Source organism: Mycobacterium sp. GA-1199, assembly GCF_001500045.1.
Taxonomy (GTDB): domain Bacteria; phylum Actinomycetota; class Actinomycetes; order Mycobacteriales; family Mycobacteriaceae; genus Mycobacterium.
The window spans coordinates 54176-71701 of record NZ_LQIX01000020.1; the positions used below are offsets into that span (position 1 = coordinate 54176).

Annotated in this window: 18 protein-coding genes; 11 read left to right on the forward strand and 7 right to left on the reverse strand. The window is 64.9% G+C overall.

The window, feature by feature from the left end:
• Nucleotides 1-25: 25 nt before the first annotated feature.
• The 5 genes from AU198_RS14630 to AU198_RS14650 are packed head-to-tail and all read right to left on the reverse strand — an operon-like array spanning nucleotide 26 to nucleotide 4560.
• Nucleotides 26-427 (reverse strand): nuclear transport factor 2 family protein, encoded by a 402-nt coding sequence (locus AU198_RS14630; RefSeq protein WP_064348868.1) that lies wholly within the window; start codon nucleotides 425-427, stop codon nucleotides 26-28.
• Nucleotides 427-834: a Zn-ribbon domain-containing OB-fold protein gene (locus tag AU198_RS14635; RefSeq protein ID WP_064348869.1), complete on the reverse strand. Its 408-nt coding sequence runs from the start codon at nucleotides 832-834 to the stop codon at nucleotides 427-429. Before AU198_RS14635 ends, AU198_RS14630 begins: the two co-directional genes overlap by 1 nt.
• Nucleotides 831-2000 (reverse strand): acetyl-CoA acetyltransferase, encoded by a 1170-nt coding sequence (locus AU198_RS14640; RefSeq protein WP_064348870.1) that lies wholly within the window; start codon nucleotides 1998-2000, stop codon nucleotides 831-833. The genes AU198_RS14635 and AU198_RS14640 overlap by 4 nt, the downstream gene beginning before the upstream one ends.
• Entirely contained in the window at nucleotides 1997-3457 is a 1461-nt protein-coding gene (locus AU198_RS14645; RefSeq protein WP_064348871.1) for a class I adenylate-forming enzyme family protein, read from the reverse strand. The genes AU198_RS14640 and AU198_RS14645 overlap by 4 nt, the downstream gene beginning before the upstream one ends.
• Before the next feature lie 29 nt (nucleotides 3458-3486).
• Nucleotides 3487-4560, reverse strand: a complete 1074-nt coding sequence (locus tag AU198_RS14650) for an LLM class flavin-dependent oxidoreductase (protein ID WP_064348872.1) — start codon at nucleotides 4558-4560, stop codon at nucleotides 3487-3489.
• 94 nt (nucleotides 4561-4654) lie between these two features.
• Here AU198_RS14650 and AU198_RS14655 point away from each other — a divergent pair, with 94 nt between their 5' ends.
• From AU198_RS14655 to AU198_RS14685, 7 genes are all read left to right on the forward strand, one after another.
• The gene (locus AU198_RS14655) at nucleotides 4655-5497 is read left to right on the forward strand and encodes a MaoC/PaaZ C-terminal domain-containing protein (protein ID WP_064348873.1); all 843 of its coding nucleotides are present in this window, start codon (nucleotides 4655-4657) and stop codon (nucleotides 5495-5497) included.
• Between the two features lie 2 nt (nucleotides 5498-5499).
• On the forward strand, nucleotides 5500-6123 hold the full coding sequence (locus tag AU198_RS14660) for a TetR/AcrR family transcriptional regulator (RefSeq protein ID WP_064348874.1): 624 nt from the start codon (nucleotides 5500-5502) through the stop codon (nucleotides 6121-6123).
• Nucleotides 6113-6862, forward strand: a complete 750-nt coding sequence (locus AU198_RS14665) for an SDR family NAD(P)-dependent oxidoreductase (RefSeq protein WP_064348875.1) — start codon at nucleotides 6113-6115, stop codon at nucleotides 6860-6862. The genes AU198_RS14660 and AU198_RS14665 overlap by 11 nt, the downstream gene beginning before the upstream one ends.
• 73 nt (nucleotides 6863-6935) lie before the next feature.
• Complete coding sequence (locus tag AU198_RS14670; protein WP_064348876.1) at nucleotides 6936-7703, forward strand: enoyl-CoA hydratase-related protein; 768 nt, start codon at nucleotides 6936-6938, stop codon at nucleotides 7701-7703.
• Nucleotides 7700-9349, forward strand: coding sequence for a class I adenylate-forming enzyme family protein (locus AU198_RS14675; protein WP_064348877.1), 1650 nt, complete (start codon nucleotides 7700-7702; stop codon nucleotides 9347-9349). Before AU198_RS14670 ends, AU198_RS14675 begins: the two co-directional genes overlap by 4 nt.
• Nucleotides 9346-9996: a nuclear transport factor 2 family protein gene (locus AU198_RS14680; RefSeq protein WP_064348878.1), complete on the forward strand. Its 651-nt coding sequence runs from the start codon at nucleotides 9346-9348 to the stop codon at nucleotides 9994-9996. The genes AU198_RS14675 and AU198_RS14680 overlap by 4 nt, the downstream gene beginning before the upstream one ends.
• Complete coding sequence (locus AU198_RS14685) at nucleotides 9980-11125, forward strand: acyl-CoA dehydrogenase family protein (protein WP_064348879.1); 1146 nt, start codon at nucleotides 9980-9982, stop codon at nucleotides 11123-11125. Before AU198_RS14680 ends, AU198_RS14685 begins: the two co-directional genes overlap by 17 nt.
• On the opposite strand, the gene AU198_RS14690 is transcribed toward AU198_RS14685, so the two are convergent.
• Entirely contained in the window at nucleotides 11122-11931 is an 810-nt protein-coding gene (locus AU198_RS14690; RefSeq protein ID WP_064348880.1) for an SDR family oxidoreductase, read from the reverse strand. The genes AU198_RS14685 and AU198_RS14690 overlap by 4 nt on opposite strands.
• 194 nt (nucleotides 11932-12125) lie before the next feature.
• Here AU198_RS14690 and AU198_RS14695 point away from each other — a divergent pair, with 194 nt between their 5' ends.
• The 4 genes from AU198_RS14695 (at nucleotide 12126) to AU198_RS14710 (ending at nucleotide 15870) form a co-directional block, all read left to right on the forward strand.
• Complete coding sequence (locus AU198_RS14695; protein WP_064348881.1) at nucleotides 12126-12737, forward strand: TetR/AcrR family transcriptional regulator; 612 nt, start codon at nucleotides 12126-12128, stop codon at nucleotides 12735-12737.
• A gap of 86 nt (nucleotides 12738-12823) precedes the next feature.
• Complete coding sequence (locus AU198_RS14700; protein ID WP_064348882.1) at nucleotides 12824-13582, forward strand: SDR family oxidoreductase; 759 nt, start codon at nucleotides 12824-12826, stop codon at nucleotides 13580-13582.
• The gene (locus tag AU198_RS14705) at nucleotides 13579-14859 is read left to right on the forward strand and encodes a DUF427 domain-containing protein (protein ID WP_064348883.1); all 1281 of its coding nucleotides are present in this window, start codon (nucleotides 13579-13581) and stop codon (nucleotides 14857-14859) included. The genes AU198_RS14700 and AU198_RS14705 overlap by 4 nt, the downstream gene beginning before the upstream one ends.
• A 153-nt stretch (nucleotides 14860-15012) precedes the next feature.
• On the forward strand, nucleotides 15013-15870 hold the full coding sequence (locus AU198_RS14710) for a mycofactocin-coupled SDR family oxidoreductase (protein WP_064348884.1): 858 nt from the start codon (nucleotides 15013-15015) through the stop codon (nucleotides 15868-15870).
• Here AU198_RS14710 and AU198_RS27025 read toward each other — a convergent pair.
• Nucleotides 15867-16181, reverse strand: coding sequence for a hypothetical protein (locus tag AU198_RS27025; RefSeq protein WP_064348885.1), 315 nt, complete (start codon nucleotides 16179-16181; stop codon nucleotides 15867-15869). The two genes, AU198_RS14710 and AU198_RS27025, sit on opposite strands and share 4 nt — an antisense overlap.
• Nucleotides 16182-17526: the final 1345 nt, after the last annotated feature.

Here is a 17526-nt window from a genome sequence, read left to right on the forward strand (position 1 = left end):
GATTCTACAACATGACGAAATTTGTTCAGTCGTTCTGTTTGGTGACGCCTTTCAGCTGTTCAGCGAACAGCATCCGGTCGAAATAACATCTCTCCAAGATCAACCCGGCGCCGTCGAAACCGAAGACATTCATGCTGAGCGTGTCGAACTCGGTACCGGGGCAGGTCGTTCTCGTCTCCACCGCCAGGCCGTCGGGGCCGTGGTAGATGGCCTCCGCCGAGTAGTGCAGCCACGGCAGTTCCTCCCACTGCCGCAGGATCATCTGCCGGACGGCGGTGTCACCCTCGTAAACGGTTGCACTGGGCACGATTTCGTACCGGGGGTGGGCGAAGGTGGCCATGACCGCCTCGAGATCGCGAGCGTTCTCGCCTGCGACGTGGCGAAGCACGATCTCCTCGCGGATTTGCCGCAAGTCGGCGCTGCTCATCAGGGCTCGAACACCGGGAGGTTGCGCCCGTCGTCGAGCGGCATCCAGCCGACGAATACCTCGTCGCCCACCGACGGCGGTGGTCCGAAGACGTTCGACATGATCCGAGCACCTTCGTCCAGGTCGACCAGCACGACCGAGTACGGCACCCGGTCGGCAAACCCCGGATGGGCGGCGCGGTGGTGCACGCTGACCGCGTGGACGACGCCCTGCCCGCTCAGTTGCTCCCACTGCAGCGAGAACTCTCCACAGTGCGGGCACACGTGCCGGGGATACCAGACCAGGTGACGGCATCCCGTACAGCGCTGCATGACCAGTCGGTGCTTACGGGTCGCATCCCAGAACGGCGCCGAAACCGCACTGGGCTCGGGCACCGGCAATCCGTTGCTCTTGGCTTCGTTGGTCATAGCACCGCCTCCGTTCCGAGGATGACCGTCGAGGTCGCAGACAACACGCCCCCGGTGCCGTGCGCAAGGGCGGTCTGGGCGCCGGGAACCTGTCGCTCACCGCATTCTCCCCGCACCTGGCGGACGGCTTCGACAAGCAGGAAGGCGCCGAACGCGCCCGGATGCGTGTAGGCGAGCCCTCCCCCGCTGGTCTGGCCGGGCAGCGCGCCGCCGGGTGCGAGCACCCCCTCCGCGACGAACGGCCCGCCCTCGCCCTTCTTGCAGAACCCGAGGTCCTCGAGCGCGAGCAGCACGGTGATGGTGAACGAGTCGTACAACTGCACAACGTCGATGTCGTCGGGACTCAGGCCCGCGGTGGCGAACGCCGCGGGCCCCGACACCGCACCCGGGGTGACGGTCAGGTCGGGCATCTGCGTGATCATGGCGTGCGATGCCGCCGACGTCGCGCCGAGTACGTAGGCCGGCCTGCCGAGATCGCGGGCCCGTTCCGCACTGGTGAGCACGATCGCGGCGGCGCCGTCGGTGACCAGGCAACACTCCAGCTTGTGAATGGGTTCGGTGAGGTAGCCGGAATTCAGGACGTCGTCGACGGTGATCGGATCCCGTTGATTGGCGCGGGGATTGCGGACCGCCCATGCCCGGGTGTCTACCGCAATCTGCGCGAGCTGTTCGGCGGTGGTGCCGTAGACCGCCATGTGCCGGTTGGCGGCAAGCGCGTACGCACTGAGCGGAAGCATGACGCCGAACGGGGTCTCCCACTCGAGCCGTTCAGGTGTGGCGAACACCCCGAGGCCCTTCTCGCCGCGCTTGCGGGCCGCACGTGGGGTCGACGCGTAAACGATGACGACGGTTTCGGCGAGGCCGGCGGCGATCGCGGCGGCGGCGTGTTCGACGTACAGCCCGTAGCTCGCGCCCCCGGTCTGCGTGACATCGGTGAATTTCGGTGTGATTCCGAGGTATTCGGCCAGTTCGACCGAGTGCATCAGGGTACCGCCGGTGCACGTGCACAGGCCGTCCACGTCGCTGAGCGACAGGCCGGCGTCCGCGAGCGCCGCGCTGATCACGCGGGCCTCGAGTTCTCGTAGCGGTATGTCGATGACGCCGGACGGCGACACCTCGTCGGCGACACCGACGATGGCGGCGGCGCCGCGAATGTTGTTGTTCACGTCGGCTCCTGTCCGAACAGTTCCCGCAGTGCGGGCTGGCTCACCTTCAGAGACGGGGTGCGCGGCAGTTCGTCGACCACCAACAACCGTGCGGGGACTTGATATCGGGTGAGCCGCTGACGAAGGAAATCCATCAGCTCGTCGGGTCCGACATGGGCGCCGTCGACGAGCTCCACCGCGGCGACCGGTACCGCGCCCAACCGCGCATCCGGGAGCCCGGCAACGCCGGCGTCGCGCACCGCGGGGTGGCTGCGCAATGCGTCGACGACGTCGGCCGGGGAGATCTTGAAGCCTCCGCGGATGATGGCGTCGTCGGTGCGCCCGTCGACGTAAAGGAAGCCGTCTTCGTCGAGGCGACCGAGGTCCGTGGTGCGCACCCACTCGCCGCCGCGGGTGCGCACCTCGATCTGCCCCTGCGTCCCAGTCGGCATCTCGGTGCCGTCATCCGGGGAGACGATACGAACCTCGCGGCCACGCTGCGGGCGGCCGACGCTGCCCCGCTTGGTCTTTGCCCACTCACGGTGCAGCGCCAGATTCCAGCCTGCGACGCCCCCGGCAAACTCGGTGGCCCCGTAGGACGGCAACACCGCGACGTTGTAACGGGCCTCGAAGGCTTCCTGCAGGTCGACCGGCAGTGGTGCCGTGCCGGAGGTGACGACCTGCACGCTGGAGAAGACGTCCGGCGGCACCGCGGCGTCGAGCACCATAGCCAGCGCCGACGGCACAAGGCTGACCGCCTTCGGACGGTGCCGCACGACAAGGTCGACGAAATCGTCCACCCGAAAGCGCTCCAGCAGCGCGATCCTGCGGCCCTCACAGATGTTCAGCAGCGTGCGGAACAGCCCGGACATGTGGACTAGCGGTGAGCTGATGATCGCTATACCGGATCGCAGTCGAACACGGCCGGCATCGCCGGTGCCGTAGTGGGCTCCCGCAGCATCGACGGTGTGCTCAAACGATCTGTAGGACAACGGGACCCGTTTCGGCGGGCCGGTGGTGCCGCTGGTGAGCATCTCGACCGCCACACCATCCTGCACCGGACGGAACGGGCCCGGGCCACGGCGCTCGAGCCCGTCGACCGTCCGCAACGCAACCGGGTCGGTGCCGACTTCCAGACCGAGCGCGCCCGAGGCCGCCGCCGTAATCGCGGGTCGACGCCAGTCCGCACCGAGTGCGATCACCGCGGGCAACCGGAGCTGCTCGATGTCGGCGGCGAGCCGGGTGTCCCCACTCCCGGCATTGATCGTGACGACGCAGCCATTGACGAGTAGGACCCCGAGCAGCGCCGCCACCATGGCCGGATGGTTGCGCAGGATCAGACCGACTGGCGAGCCGGTGCCCAATCCGGCGGCGCTCAACCGGCTCTCGACCGCAGTCGCAATGTGGCCGATCGTTTCCCAGTCGGTCCAGACGCCCCGGTACTCGATGGCTTCTGCCGCCGGATCCAGTGCCAGCACGGCACGGATCCGGGTCGGAAGCTGTTGACTCAAGCTGACGCTGCCGCGAGTTCGGTCGCCGCAGGAATCACCTCTTCGGCGAACAGCTTCATGGAGTCACGGACTTTCGCGCGATCCATCGCCCCACCCCGCGACATCCGCAATATGATGTTGCGCCATCCCATGTCGATGACGGTGCGCATCTTCTCGATGATCCGGTCGGGATTGCCCATCAAGGTGAGATGAGAGTTGAGCACCTGCTCGTAGCTCTGCTTGTCGTGCTTCTCGAACCAGTCGGCGTACGCCTTGTAATCTGCTGGGATCTCCCCGCCGCGCTCGAAGGGACTCGAATACTTGCGATGCGTCACGATGGACAACTCGACGCTCTCGCGAGGATACGTCCGGGCGAACCCGTCGTCTTCATGGCAGAACGCGTTCAGCAGCGCCCAGACGTTGCCGGTGGCCGCGGTGAGCCCCTTCTTCTCCTGTGTCTGGAGATAGATGTCCAACGCACCCTGCAGGTCTGGGTCTACCTGGTACGGGTTGCCGATGATGGCGCCGAAGCCCTTGTCCGCCAACCATTCGAAGCTCGACGGCGTCTTCATCACCGTCCCCCATACCGGAATCGGATGCTGCACCGGACGGGGATGGATGGTGACATCCTGCAGCTGCCAATACTCTCCGTGGTAAGTGACGTTCTCCTCGGTGAGCAACCGGTTGACGATCTCGACGCACTCCTGGTATCGAGCGGTGGCCTCATCCATCGGGATGCTGAACCCCTTGAACTCGTGGGCCTGGTAGCCCCGCCCGAAGCCGGCATCGAATCGACCCCCGCTGAGGTTGTCCGCCATGGCGATTCGTTCCGCGAGATGGATGGGGTCGTGGAAGGGCGCGACCATGCAGGCGGTGCCGATGCGGATCCGATCGGTCTGGGCGGCGATCGCCGCCGCAACCAGCGGAAGGTCCGCCAGCGCGCCATACGGCGAGAAGTGATGTTCGGCCAACCAGACCTCGTCGTAACCGAATTCCTCGGCCCAGCGCGCCTCCTCGAGCACGTTGGCGAACACCTCCGCATGGGTGAGGTGGTTGGGTTTGTCACCGAGGATGAATACGCCGAACCGCACGCCGCTACCTCCGCCGAGAATATAGTTGCAGTTACTGCGACTATATTGCACGATTGAACAAATATCGTCAATCCGTTCTATTGTTGGAGGACGCGTGACCGCACGTGTGACGGTCTCCCCCGCGGCGGTCGGCACCGCACTGCCCCCTACGACACATCGTTGGACGCCCACCGATGTCATCCTCTACGCCCTCGGCGTCGGAGCACGTCCGCCGGCAGAGCGCCATCTGCTCGACGAACATGTCGGGCCCGCCGTGTTGCCGACCTACGCGTTGGTCGCCAACTGGTGGGCGGTCAAGGATCTGCGCACCATACTCGACCTCGGCACTTCCCCCATCGTGCATGCGGCGCAGTCCTTGAGCCTGGAGCGCCCAGTCGTCGCCGGCGGCGAGATTTCCGTTGCTGCAGAGGTGACCGCGCTGTGGGACACCGGAAAGCATGCGGTCATCGAGGTGACATCGACGGGCACCGACGCCGAAGGCCTCCTCTTTCAGGCCTCCTCACAGACGATGGTCCTCGGCGCCGGTGACTTCGGCGGGACGCGTCCGGCCTCGGCCGACCCGGCGCCCCACCGCGCGCCCGACGGGCTTTATACCGACGAGGTTCGCCCCGAGCAGGCGGCGATCTACCGGCTGAGCGGAGACCGCAACCCGTTGCACATCGACCCCGCCGCTGCCCGCAGATTCGGCTTCGACGATGTGTTCCTGCACGGTTTGTGCACGCTGGGCTTCGCGGCCAGGGCGCTGATCAACGTTGCCGGCGATGGCGATCCGTCGGCGCTCACCTCGATCAGCTGCCGCTTCGCCAAACCGGTGAGGCTCGCGTCCGAACTGCGCACGGAGATCTGGCGCGATGGCGCCGGACAGGTTCGGTTCCAGACCCTGCAGGGCGATGTCATTTCCCTCAGTTCGGGGACCGCAACGTTGGCAGGATGCTGAGCATGGACCAACGTCGCGCGCGGGGTCAGCGAAACCGCGATGCGCTCATCACAGCCGCCATCGAATTGTTCACCACCAACGGTTACGAGCAGACCACTGTCGAACAGATCGCCGAGCTGGCAGCCGTATCGCCGAGAACGTTCTTTCACCATTTCGCCGCGAAGGAAGACATCCTCTTTCACGGCTACGCCGAACGCCTCGCGGAAGCCACCCGTCGTTTTCGTTCCGTTGACAGCGGTTCGTTGGCGGACGCACTCGCCGAGGCCTCCGAAGCGGTCGCCACGGCGATCACCGAGAACCCCGGCATCTTCTTGGTCCGGGCCAAGATGTACAGCGATCTTCCCGCGCTACGCGCCACGATGCTGCGCATCAACGACGACTGGATCGACCAGATGACGTCAGAGGTCGCGCGGTGGCTGAGGGCCGATCCGACGGTCGACGTGCGGCCGCGTCTGGCGGCCACGGTGATCAACGGCGCAAACCGGGCCGCGATCGACCTCTGGGTATCCGGCGGAGGGGTGGGCGATCTGGTCGCGATGATGGCGGAGGCCGTAGCCCTGGTGCGACCGACCGTCGACCGGATCGAGCGTGAGGCAAGAAACATTCGGAGCCGCCGTGTCGGATGAGACGCGACCGGTCGCGGTGGTCACCGGAGGAGCGCGCGGCATCGGGGCAGCAATCGCGGAGACGCTGCTCGACGCCGGCTACCGCACGGCCGTCGTCGACGTGAATGAGAAGGCGATCGCGCGCGCACAAGCCTCAGACGCCGCGCGGGACGGCCGACTGATCCCGCTGCACCTGTCGATCACCGACCGACGGGCGGTCGAGCGGGCGATGGGCGAGCTGGCCGACGCACATGGGCCGATCCGGGTCCTGGTCAACAACGCCGGAATGACTCTGCCCGGCAGCTTCCTGGACCAAACCGACGAGGACTGGGACCGCATCGTCGCCGTCAACCTCAAGGGCACGTTCGTGATGGGGCAGGTGGTCGCGCGCCAGATGGTCCAGGAGAAGTCCGGGACGATCGTCAACATCAGCTCGGTGTCGGCGCACGGTGTCCGGACCGGCCCGCCGGCGTACGCGGCCGCGAAAGCGGGTGTGGAAGGTCTCAGCCGCCTGATGGCGGTGCAGTTGGGCCCGTTCGGCGTCAGGGTGAACACGGTGGTGGTGGGAACCACGGAAACGCCGTGGCTGCTGTCGCGAAAGACCGACGACGAGCTCGACGATATGCGCGGATCGACACTGATGGGACGCCTCGGCGAACCGCAGGACGTCGCGCACACGGTTGCGTTTCTGTGCTCACCGGCGGCCAAACACCTCACCGGCCAGCTCATCTCGGTCTCGGGTGGCCAGTGGATGCCGTAGCAACGAACAGAACGATAGAACACAGACTGATAGCCTGTTCATTACCGCATGCGGTTCGAGCCCAGGGGATTCGATGGATCTGAAGAGGATTCTGTTCGACGTCAGCGACCACGTCGCGACGATCACCATCAACCGTCCCGAACGGCTCAACGCCACTGACGATCTGGCACGCACGGAACTGGGTTGGGCTTGGGGTCGGGTACGCGATGACTCCGACATCCGGGTGGCGATCATCACCGGCGCAGGCGACCGGGCGTTCTGCGCCGGCCAAGACATCCGCGCCACCGCCGAAGGCGGAATTCGCAACAAGGTCCCTGGATCCCGGCTGCACCACAACGTTTGGAAGCCCGTCATCTGCGCGCTCAACGGTATGGCCGTCGGTGGGGCGTTGCATCAGGTAGCCGATGCCGACCTCATCATCGCCGCCGAGCATGCCGAACTGATCGACACCCATCTACAGGTCGGCAACGTGTTCGCGCTCGAGCCGGCCGTGCTGCTGCGGCGCATGCCGTTGTCGATGGTGATGCAACTGGGACTGATGAGCAGAGACGGCCGCATCACCGCGCAGCGGGGGCATGAGATCGGCCTGATCAACGAGGTGGTGCCGGCGCAGCGACTCCAGGAACGTGCCCGCGAGATCGCCTTGTCGATCGCCAAGCTGTCGCCGGCGACCGTACAGGCGTCGGTCAAGGCGATGTGGGCCAGCCTGGACGTCGGCCTGCACGCCGCTAACGACGTGGCGTACCGCTACGTCCTGCAGCACCAGATGACTCACCCCGACTATCACGAGGGGATGGCAGCGTTCGCCGAGAAGCGGGAACCCCGCTGGGTGGTCGAATGACGTCGATGCCAATGACGACACCGGTGTTCCGATACGAACCGCTCCCCTACGGCGCGGTCCTACCGGCCATGCTGTCGGCCGTCGTCGGTGCCCACGGCTCCAACGATCTCGTGGTGACCGCCACCGCCGACGGCGCCGTGGAACGGATCACCTACGCCGAGGCGCAGACCCGTTCCGCCGACATGGCGGCCCGACTGCTCGCCAGCGGCGTCACCAAAAGCGTCCGCGTCGGCGTACTGGCCCCCAACGGCGCCGATTTCGTCACGGCTTTCCTGGCGATCACCCGCATCGGGGCCGTCGCGGTACCGATCAACACCTTCTTCCAGGCCGCCGAGTTGCACTGGGTGCTACGCGACGCCGACATCCACACCCTGCTCGCGGTGGAGACGCTGCTCGGACGAGACGTGCTCGACCGGATCGAGACCGCTACCGGCGAGTGGCAGGTGGTCAACGGACAACTGCGCACCGAGCGACTCCCCCAGTTGCGCAACGTCTTTCCGCTCGGTGAGACAACTCGCGGCTGGCCGGCCGCATGGCCCGACCCCGTCGCACCGAGCTTCCGCGAAACATGCGAGGCGACGGTGCGGGCCGCCGACGACCTGCTCGTCATCTACACGTCGGGCAGCACGTCGAATCCGAAGGGCATAATCCACACCCACGGCACGGCGATCACCCATTCCCGATTCATCGCCACCGCCCACGACTGGGACGCCAGCGACCGCATCTACGTGCCCATGGTGTTCTTCTGGGTTGCCGGACTGGTATTCGGATTTCTCGGCCCCATGCAGGTGGGCGCCACGATTCTCACGGAGCACAAGTTCGACGCGGGGATGGTATTGCGTCTTTTGGAAAGTGAAAAAGCAACCTATACAACGGGATTCCCGCATATCGGTCCGGCGCTGACCAATCATCCCGACTTCGCGTCGACCGACCTGTCAAGCGTGCGTGAGGGCTACCAACAGGTGCTGCTGGCACCCGAACGACGCACCCCAGACCCGTCACTGCGTGTGGCACAACTCGGGATGACCGAGACCTGCAGTTCTCACACCTGGTGGCCGCCGCACGAGCAACTGCCTGAATCCAAACGGGGCTCGTTGGGCGTCGCCGCGCCGGGCTTTGAGCACAAGATCGTCGACGATGCCGGTAACGAGGTACCCAACGGCGTCACCGGCGAAATCTGTGTGCGTGGTACGGCGATGATGCGCGGAATGGTGGGCAAGCAGTGGCACGAGGTGGTGGACCGCGACGGCTGGCTGCACACCAAGGACGCCGGCTACCGTGACGACGACGGTCACTTGTATTTCGCGGGCCGCCTCGACGAGATGATCAAGACCTCGGGCACCAACGTCGCGCCCATGGAGGTCGAGGCCGCACTGGGACGAATCGATGCGGTGCGCATCGCCTACGTCATCGGAGTTCCCGACGCCGACAAGGGCGCGATCGTCGGTGCCGCGGTCGTGCTCAACGAGGGGTACACGGCGTCGGCGGCCGATCTGGTGACCGAATGTCGAAAACGGCTTGCGGCATACAAGGTGCCGAAGAACTGGGTGATCCTCGCCGATCCGAGCCTCCTCCCCTACACCACCACGAACAAGATCGACAAGGCGCGCTTGACGGCGTTGATGGCGGCGGGAGAACTCTCGTGACGTCCCTGACCGATCTCGAAGCGCGAATCGAACGCCTCGAAGCTCTCGATGAAATCCGCCAGCTCGCAGCGAAATACGCGGTCGCCTTGGACATGCGGGACCTCGACGCGCTGGTCAATCTCTTCGTCGATGACGTGAAAGTGCCCGGAAAACTGCACGGCCGTGCTGCATTGCGCGACTGGTATGACACCGAACTCCGCCACAACCTGCTGGGCAGTGCGCACGGGGTGCTCGGACACGTCATCGACATCCACGACACCCTCACCGCCTCCGGACTCGTCTACTCCCGCAACGACCTCGAGACGGAGTCGGCGTGGGTGATCGAGATGCTCGCCTACTTGGACAGCTACGAGTGCCGGGAAGGTCACTGGTACTTCCGCAGGCGCACACCCCTGTTCTGGTACGAGTCCGATATCACCGACCCACCGGTGGGCACGCAGAAGATGCGGTGGCCTGGCCGGCCACGGCACGACGGAAACCTGCACGACGCGTTCCCGTCGTGGCGGGACTTCTGGGATGCCGATCCCGGTCGCCGCGGTGCGCCGGTTCGCGCACCCGCACCTGTCGGCGCGTGGCTGCGCACCCTTCGCCGGGACAGCCCCGATCCTCGTGTCGACCCGACCGGACGCGATGCAGGGAGCCGTTGAGTTGTCCGGCACCACAGACGGGTTCGCGGCGACCGACGAGCAGGAAGAGTTGCGCCGGACGGTCCGCGGATTCTTCGAGCTGAAGTCACCCGAGCACGAAGTTCGCCGCGTCATGGAGACTCCCGAAGGCTATGACCGCGAGGTGTGGCGCCAGATGGCCGACCAACTCGGGCTCCAGGGGTTGGCCATTGGTGAGCAATTCGGTGGAAGCGGTTATGGCTACGCCGAATTGGGCGTGGTCGTCGAGGAGTCGGGGCGCGCCTTGTTGCCCGGCCCGTTCTTCGGCTCCGTCGTGATGGCGGGCAGCGCCCTGATGTGCTGCGACGACGAGGGCGCCCAGTCTCGATACCTTCCACGCATCGCGACGGGCGAGACCATCGCCGCGCTGGCGCTGACCGAGCAGTCTGGCCGGTGGAGTGCGGAGACGATCCACACCAGCGCGCGTCGCCGCGGAACACAGTGGTTCATCAATGGCAGCAAGACATTCGTCTTGGACGGTCACATTGCCGACCTGCTGCTGGTGGTAGCCCGGACGGACACCGGCGTTTCACTGTTCGCGGTGGATGACACCGAGGGACTGTCGCGCCGGATGCTGTCGACGCTTGACGCGACGCGGCGCCAGGCCCGTATCGACTTCGACGACACCCCGGCCGAGTTGATCGGCACGGAGGGGCAGGCCTGGCCTGCGTTGTCGCACGCGCTCGACATCGCGGCCGCCTGTCTCGCGGTCGAACAGGTCGGGGGCGCGCAGCGGTGCCTGGAAATCGCCGTCGACTACGCGAAGACGCGCCGCCAATTCGGCAGGCCGATCGGGTCTTTCCAAGCGGTCCGGCACAAGTGTGCCGATTTGATGCTCGAGATCGAGTGCGCTCGAGGCGCGGCGCAATACGCGGTGCACACCACTGCGCAGCGACTGGACGAACTTCCCGCCGCCGCCTCGCTCGCCAAGGCCTATTGCTCGGACGTCTACACCAAAGCGGCCGCGGCGAACATCCAGATCCACGGCGGAATCGGCTTCACCTGGGAGCATCCCGCGCACATGTACTTCAAGCGAGCGAAATCGTCGGAGCATCTTCTGGGTGATGCCGCCTACCACCGCAGCCTGCTCGCCGACCGGGTCGGGATCTAGAAGTCGGTGCCGCCGTCGATGTTGATCGCTGCGCCGGTCATGTACGCCGCCCGATCGCTCAATAGGAAAGCGATCAACTCCCCCGCCTCATTCGGGCGGCCTCCGCGGTCGAGCGCCACCCGCATGTTCCAGGCGGGATTGCTGGACAGGTGGGTGTAGATCGCGTCTTCCTCCGGCACGTTGTATTCCGCTGCCCGCCGGGCGCGGATGAAGTCGTTCACCTCGGTGTCGAACAATCCAGGACAAACGGTGTTCACCCGGATGTTATCGGGCCCATGCGTTTTCGCGAGAATCTTCGACATTGTGAGGACGGCGGCCTTGAGCGCGTTGTACGGCGGTATCAGGACTTTCGGTGCGCGCACCGAGTACGCGGCCGTCGTCACCACCGTGCCGCCGCCGGTGCGTTGCAGATGCGGAATGATCGCGCGGCAGGAGCGCACAGTCGCCATCAGGATCATCTGGTAGTACCAGTCCCACGTTTCGTCGGTGTGCTCGAGGAACGGCCCCTGCTGCTTCATCGGGCCCGCCGTCACTGCCAATCCCCGCAGATCGCCGAGCCTGTCGGCGGCTTCATCGACGGCGCGCGCAACACCGTCGCCGGGGGCCGCGGCGTCGACGCTGATCCCCACGGCACGGACGCCGTGTCGGCCGGACAACAGAGACGCCTTGTCGACGGCACGCTCACCGTCGCGCGCCAGTAGCGCCACGTTGGCACCGTCGTGGGCAAGCTGTTCGGCAGCGGCAAACCCCATGCCGGTCGTTCCTCCGACGATGACGAAGTTGCGGCCCCTCAACCCGAGGTCCACGACAAACCTCCCTCGTCATCTCGCGACACCCGCGCCCACGGAGTGTAACAATTGAACGTGATGTGTCACTATGATCAGTATCCGCCGAGCGTCTCCGCCTGTCGTCGGGGCGGTGCGCCGGAACGCCTGAACACGAGCTGTCACGTAGCATAGAAGGGTTCAAAACTGCTTGATCCCAGCGACGAGGGAGCGACATGGCGACTGAGCGGGCCACGGCCGAGCTCGACGAGCAGCAGGAGTCCGACCGCCGAGACCAGATCCTCGAGGCGGCGAACTTGTGCTTCTCGCAACTGGGGATCCAACGCACGAGCGTGCAGGATGTCGCCCGGGTTGCGAACGTGTCGCGGGGCACGGTGTACCGCTACTTCGAGGACCGCACGATTCTCATCGAGGCGGCCATCGAGTACGGCGCCCAGAAGTTCTACCAGGAAGTCGCGGCGGCGATGGCGAAGAAGTCCACACTGGCCGAGAAGCTTGGCGCCATGGCCGAAACCCACGCCAGAATCCTGCTCGATCATCGGACGCGGAACCGCCTGATGGCTGACGACGCCGAATTGATGCGGCACATGATCGCCGACGGCGATTCGGCTGTACGGCGCACGACCGAGTTTCTCGTACCCTACGTGCGGGAGGCCCAGGAGCGTGGCGAGGTCGGGACGAACATCGACGTCAAGGCCGCCAGTGAATGGCTTGCCAGGATCATCTACTCATTCTCGACGGTGAACAAAGCTCAGACCTTCGACATGTCCAAGCCCACCACTGTGCGTCGTTACGTCGAGAAGTTCGCCGTCAACGGCCTGCGCTGATCCTTCAATCGCGAACAGTGATACATATTCTGTAATAATGTTCTATTTCTGGCCGTAGGCTTCGGGAGCATGAAAGCAGAGGTGGCATGGGTGAGCTGTCGCTAGCCGGCAAGAAGGTGGTCGTGGTGGGCGCATCCGCCGGCATCGGGCGCTCCTTCGCCGTACGGGCGGGCAAAGACGGCGCCGAGGTGGTCCTCGCCGCACGCCGCGTCGACAAGCTCGATGAGGTGGTTGCGGAGGCGGGCCGTGGAGTGACGGTGGCGGTCGACGTGCGCAAGCCTGCCGATTGCGCACGACTCGCCGAGGTGGCCGGCGAGGTGCTCGGCGAAGTCGACATCCTGCTGATCTCGTCGGGATACGCACCTCTGAAGATGTTCTCCGACACCGACGCAGAGGACTGGCGAGATGTGTTCGAAACCAACGTGATCGGCGTACACGAACTCATCCGAGCCCATCTTCCGATACTCGACCCGACGGCGATCGTCGCTGCGCTGTCGTCGGATTCGGTGCGCCATCCGCACACGGCGCTCGGCGCCTACTCCTCGAGCAAGGCGGCGATGGAGCGCTGCCTGGTCTCGTGGCGTCTGGAGAAGCCGGGATACCGGTTCAGCTGCGTGGAGATCAGCGGCACCGTCCCGACGGACTTCACCTCACAGTTCGACCCCGACCTGCTCGGCACAGCGCTCACCGAATGGCTCGCGCGCGGACTCGTCCAAGAGAGCCGAATGACGCCCGACGCTGTCGCAGACGTTCTCGCAGGCACTTTCGCCAGCGCCATCGACAATCCCGATGTCGGCCTGGAGTCCCTCGTTCTCAAATCACCGACGGGGCCGATGCGCTCATGACCGGACAAGTCGAGTCGGCTTGGCCGGCGCACCCCGACTACCGGATCGGCATCGAGCGCAGCCCCTTCACCGGGCAGGTGTGGCTCGGGAACCTGCTCGTCGCCGAGAGCGAAAAGTGCCTTGTGGTCACCGAAAGCGATCACGTCGACCGGCTGTACTTCCCGAAGGCGGACGTGCGCTGGGAGCTGCTCGAGCCCAGCGAGCACACGACCGTTTGTCCATTCAAGGGCCGCGCCTCCTACTGGAGCCTGTCGGCCGCGGGCCAATCGATCGACAACGTCGCGTGGGCCTACCCGACGCCGCTGCCCGAAGTTGCGGGAATCGCCGACCACGTCGCGTTTTACGACGACCGGTTGCGCATCGTCGTCCTGGAGCATTGGCCCGACGGGGCGTTGGTGTCCACGAGATTCCCGCTGTGGGGCGATGCCGCCGAGCTGGTGCGGCTCATCGACGTGGAACCGCGCGGCGCCAACCACTTCGTCGGCCCCGCGCACGGCCCGACGCAGCGCGACGTCGTCGAAGGCGGACAGCTGCTCGCCGAAGCCATCGTCGCGGTGTCCAAAACCCTTCCCGAGCAACGGGTCACATCAGCATCGATGGTCTTCCTCAAGGCAGCTTCCTTCACCGCGCCGGTCGAGCTGTCCGTTGACCTGCTGCGTAAGGGCCGCACGTTCTCGACCGCCGAAGTTCGTGCCACGCAGCACGACACCCTTCGCGGCGCCGCCATCCTGCTTAGCGATTCGGGGTCCGGCGACGTCATCGGTCACGCGATGGCGATGCCGGACGTCCCGAAGCCGTCGGATGCTGAGCCGTTCGAAGGCTTCGGTATGCCCGGTCGCGAGATCCGGGTGGTAGACGGCGCGTACGACTCGAACCCCGATCGGGTGGGACCGCCGGAGATCAACGCGTGGGTTCGGTTCCGGGACGCACCCGACCGGCCCTACCTTCATTCCGCCTTGTTGGCTCAGTCCAGTACTCATTGGACGATCGCCGCGGGCATGTTGCCGCACAGAGGGTTTGGCGAGGCCCTTGCACATCGCACCTTGTCCACCGGGATCATGAAGGCCACAATCGCATTCCACGAAGATGCGGACGTCACAGACTGGCTGCTGTATACCAACCGCGCGTTCTGGGCCGGACGCGGACTGGTCCAAGGTGACGGTTACGTGTTCACGGAGGGCGGGCGGTTGGTGGCGTCCTACACGATCCAGGCGATGGTCCGCGAGTTCCATACCCGGCCGGAAGCCATGGGCCGCGACGAACGCACAGTCATGTGACGCACCGCCGCTGGTCGCGAAAAAAACTGTTGTCACACCAATCTCATCGAAGCCCTCCCCGCGGTAGCGAGACCTTTCGACTGTGTACGGATTTACACGATGTGTTCTATCATCCAGCCTGATGGTCGACGCCCAAGCGTATGGGAGAGCTGAATGAACCGTCTCACAGGCAAGGTGGCAGTGATCACCGGCGCAGCGCGTGGTCAGGGTCGCAGCCATGCCATACACATGGCCGATGAGGGCGCCGACATCATCGCCTTGGACATCTGCGCGGACATTCCCTCCAACGAGTATCCGTTGGCCACCCCGGCCGACCTCGACGAGACTGCGACGCTGGTCGAAAAGGCGGGGCGACGCGTCGTCACGGCCGCGGTGGATGTCCGCGACCGACCTACCCTGAAGAAGGTGCTCGACGACGCCGTCGCCGAACTCGGTGGCTTGCACATCGTCGTCGCCAATGCAGGAATCTGCCCGCAGGGCAACCACATTCCGTACCGCGGCTTCATCGACGCGTTCGACGTGGACTTCGTGGGCGTGGTCAATACGGTTCACCTCGGGCTCGAGCATCTCGGGCCGGGCGGGTCCGTGATCGTCACCGGATCGATCGCGGGCCTGGTCGAGCAGAAGGATCTCGCCACCGGCGGTGGACCGCAGGGACCCGGCGGTGCGGGGTACGGCATGGCCAAGAAAATGATCCGCGAATACACGAAGGCGCTCGCACTCACGATGGCGCCACACGGGGTTCGGATCAACACGGTCCACCCGACCAACGTGAACACCGACATGCTGCACAACCTGCCGATGTACCGGACGTTCCGACCGGATCTGACGGACCCGTCGCGCGAGGATGCCGAACTCGTCTTTCCCGTTCTGCAGGCGATGCCCATCCCCTATGTCGAGCCCGAAGACATCTCGCATGCCGTGGTCTACCTCGCCTCGGACGAATCGCGTTATGTGACGGGGCAGCAATTGTTCGTCGATGCCGGCGCCAGCCTCAAGATGGGAATCTAAGCGGGCCGCTCAGCGGGCGTTACGCGGGGAATCGAACTGTTCGCCGACAAACCCGCCGTCGCGGCGCGGCTCGATCTTCTGTACCGCGTGATCTGACCTCCGAGATCGGGCATGTCGGCTACTGCACCGCGGCCGAACGCGCGATATTGCATCGGCTTTATCCCGACGTGAGGCGACTCTTCGCCCACCAGATCGTGGAGATCAGTCGACTCGTCGATCGCGAGCAACGGCACGCCCTGCTGGACCGGCCGTTCGACGTCGAGGCGCTGGCGGCCAGCCTGCACACAGAACATTTTGGCTTGGCTGCGCATGCCTCCTCAACGAGAAGGGCCAGAGCGAACATGCGCTCTGGCCATCCTCGTTCAAAGTGGAGCTGCCGGGAATCGACCAGGCGCAAGGGCGCTTTCCTGTCTTCAGTCCCAATTGCCGTGTCGATAACACGCGAATACCATCCAAGCAAGATCACTTCCCGACTAACTGGACGACACCGACCCGTAGTTCGAGCTGAGGAGTGATGGTGAGCATCTGGCGGAAGATCCGGGCTGCGGTTGGCATAAAGGACTACCGCACGGATGACAACGACGTGGAACCTGCAGCGCCTACGCTCCTCTCGCGCACACACTTTCATAAGAGACGAGTCGGCGTTGAGGCCCCAGAATGGTACTGGATTACGGAGACTCCCGAAGGGACCGTGACTGAGAGTGCGGAACAGGGGTTCCACAGTCTCGATAAAGCGTTGAGGAGATTTCTGATCCAACACGGATATTCCGATTGGGTCCACAGCGAAGGCATGTTCTCCATGCCGCCGGGACATGTGTTGCAGAAAGTGAGTCGCGATCACTGGGTACTCCAGAGACATTAAGAAGCCTGGCGGCCCAAAATCGTTCGGCTGCCGAACATCCCACCGCGCCCGAACGCCTAGCTAGCGGGCGGGCATGTGGCCTATTACGCCGTCAGACTTGCAGTTGGTCGTTACGCTAGACGGATGAGTGAACGGCGGCGTCGCACTATGGGCGAGCGAGGCGCGCTTCCCGACCCGATAATGAATATCCGTTACGGGCAGCATTGCAACTGCGGCAAGTACTGCGACTGCCCCACACCCGGCTACTCGTTTAAGCGGTATTACCTACCGAGTGAACCGAGGCCGGAGCCGCAATCGAAGCCGCGTAATTGGTGGGCCAGATTCTTCGGTGGTTCTCGTACCTCTACACGAAGAGTCGCTGCCTGGACCCGGCGGTCTCGCTAGACGGAGTCGACCGCGCCGCCAGAGAGCAGCTCGGCCTGCTCAATTACCAGTCCGACCGCTCTCCCTAACGGTCAGATGGGTAGTTGTACTTAAGGAGCTGTCGGAGGACCTTCGGGCGCATGGCGGCCTTGACGCTGTTCTTCAGGTTTCAGGCGATACTCGCTCTCGAGCGGACCGCCTCCACCAACTCGTGGGTCAGCTCTAGGTCGCCAAGCAGGCTCTTCAGCGGGATTGTTTCCATTCCGGGGGACTATTAACGAGAATTTAGGTCAGCCGCGCTCAGTCGTCCTGCGCATGGTCTGTCGGCATCTGCCGAAGTTCATCGTCATGCTGTGTCGGTGTCGCCTGAAAACTGACCCCGTGTCGACGCCCGAATTTTGACCCCCTTCGACCAATTCTCGGCTTACGAG

What these genes read in the sequence shown, in the direction of transcription:
- AU198_RS14630 (WP_064348868.1), bottom strand. Translation starts at nt 427, where the DNA reads ATGAGCAGCGCCGACTTGCGGCAAATCCGCGAGGAGATCGTGCTTCGC.
- AU198_RS14635 (WP_064348869.1), bottom strand. Translation starts at nt 834, where the DNA reads ATGACCAACGAAGCCAAGAGCAACGGATTGCCGGTGCCCGAGCCCAGT.
- AU198_RS14660 (WP_064348874.1), top strand. Translation starts at nt 5,500, where the DNA reads ATGGACCAACGTCGCGCGCGGGGTCAGCGAAACCGCGATGCGCTCATC.
- AU198_RS14670 (WP_064348876.1), top strand. Translation starts at nt 6,936, where the DNA reads ATGGATCTGAAGAGGATTCTGTTCGACGTCAGCGACCACGTCGCGACG.
- AU198_RS14675 (WP_064348877.1), top strand. Translation starts at nt 7,700, where the DNA reads ATGACGTCGATGCCAATGACGACACCGGTGTTCCGATACGAACCGCTC.
- AU198_RS14685 (WP_064348879.1), top strand. Translation starts at nt 9,980, where the DNA reads ATGCAGGGAGCCGTTGAGTTGTCCGGCACCACAGACGGGTTCGCGGCG.
- AU198_RS14695 (WP_064348881.1), top strand. Translation starts at nt 12,126, where the DNA reads ATGGCGACTGAGCGGGCCACGGCCGAGCTCGACGAGCAGCAGGAGTCC.
- AU198_RS14700 (WP_064348882.1), top strand. Translation starts at nt 12,824, where the DNA reads ATGGGTGAGCTGTCGCTAGCCGGCAAGAAGGTGGTCGTGGTGGGCGCA.
- AU198_RS14705 (WP_064348883.1), top strand. Translation starts at nt 13,579, where the DNA reads ATGACCGGACAAGTCGAGTCGGCTTGGCCGGCGCACCCCGACTACCGG.
- AU198_RS14710 (WP_064348884.1), top strand. Translation starts at nt 15,013, where the DNA reads ATGAACCGTCTCACAGGCAAGGTGGCAGTGATCACCGGCGCAGCGCGT.
- AU198_RS27025 (WP_064348885.1), bottom strand. Translation starts at nt 16,181, where the DNA reads ATGCGCAGCCAAGCCAAAATGTTCTGTGTGCAGGCTGGCCGCCAGCGC.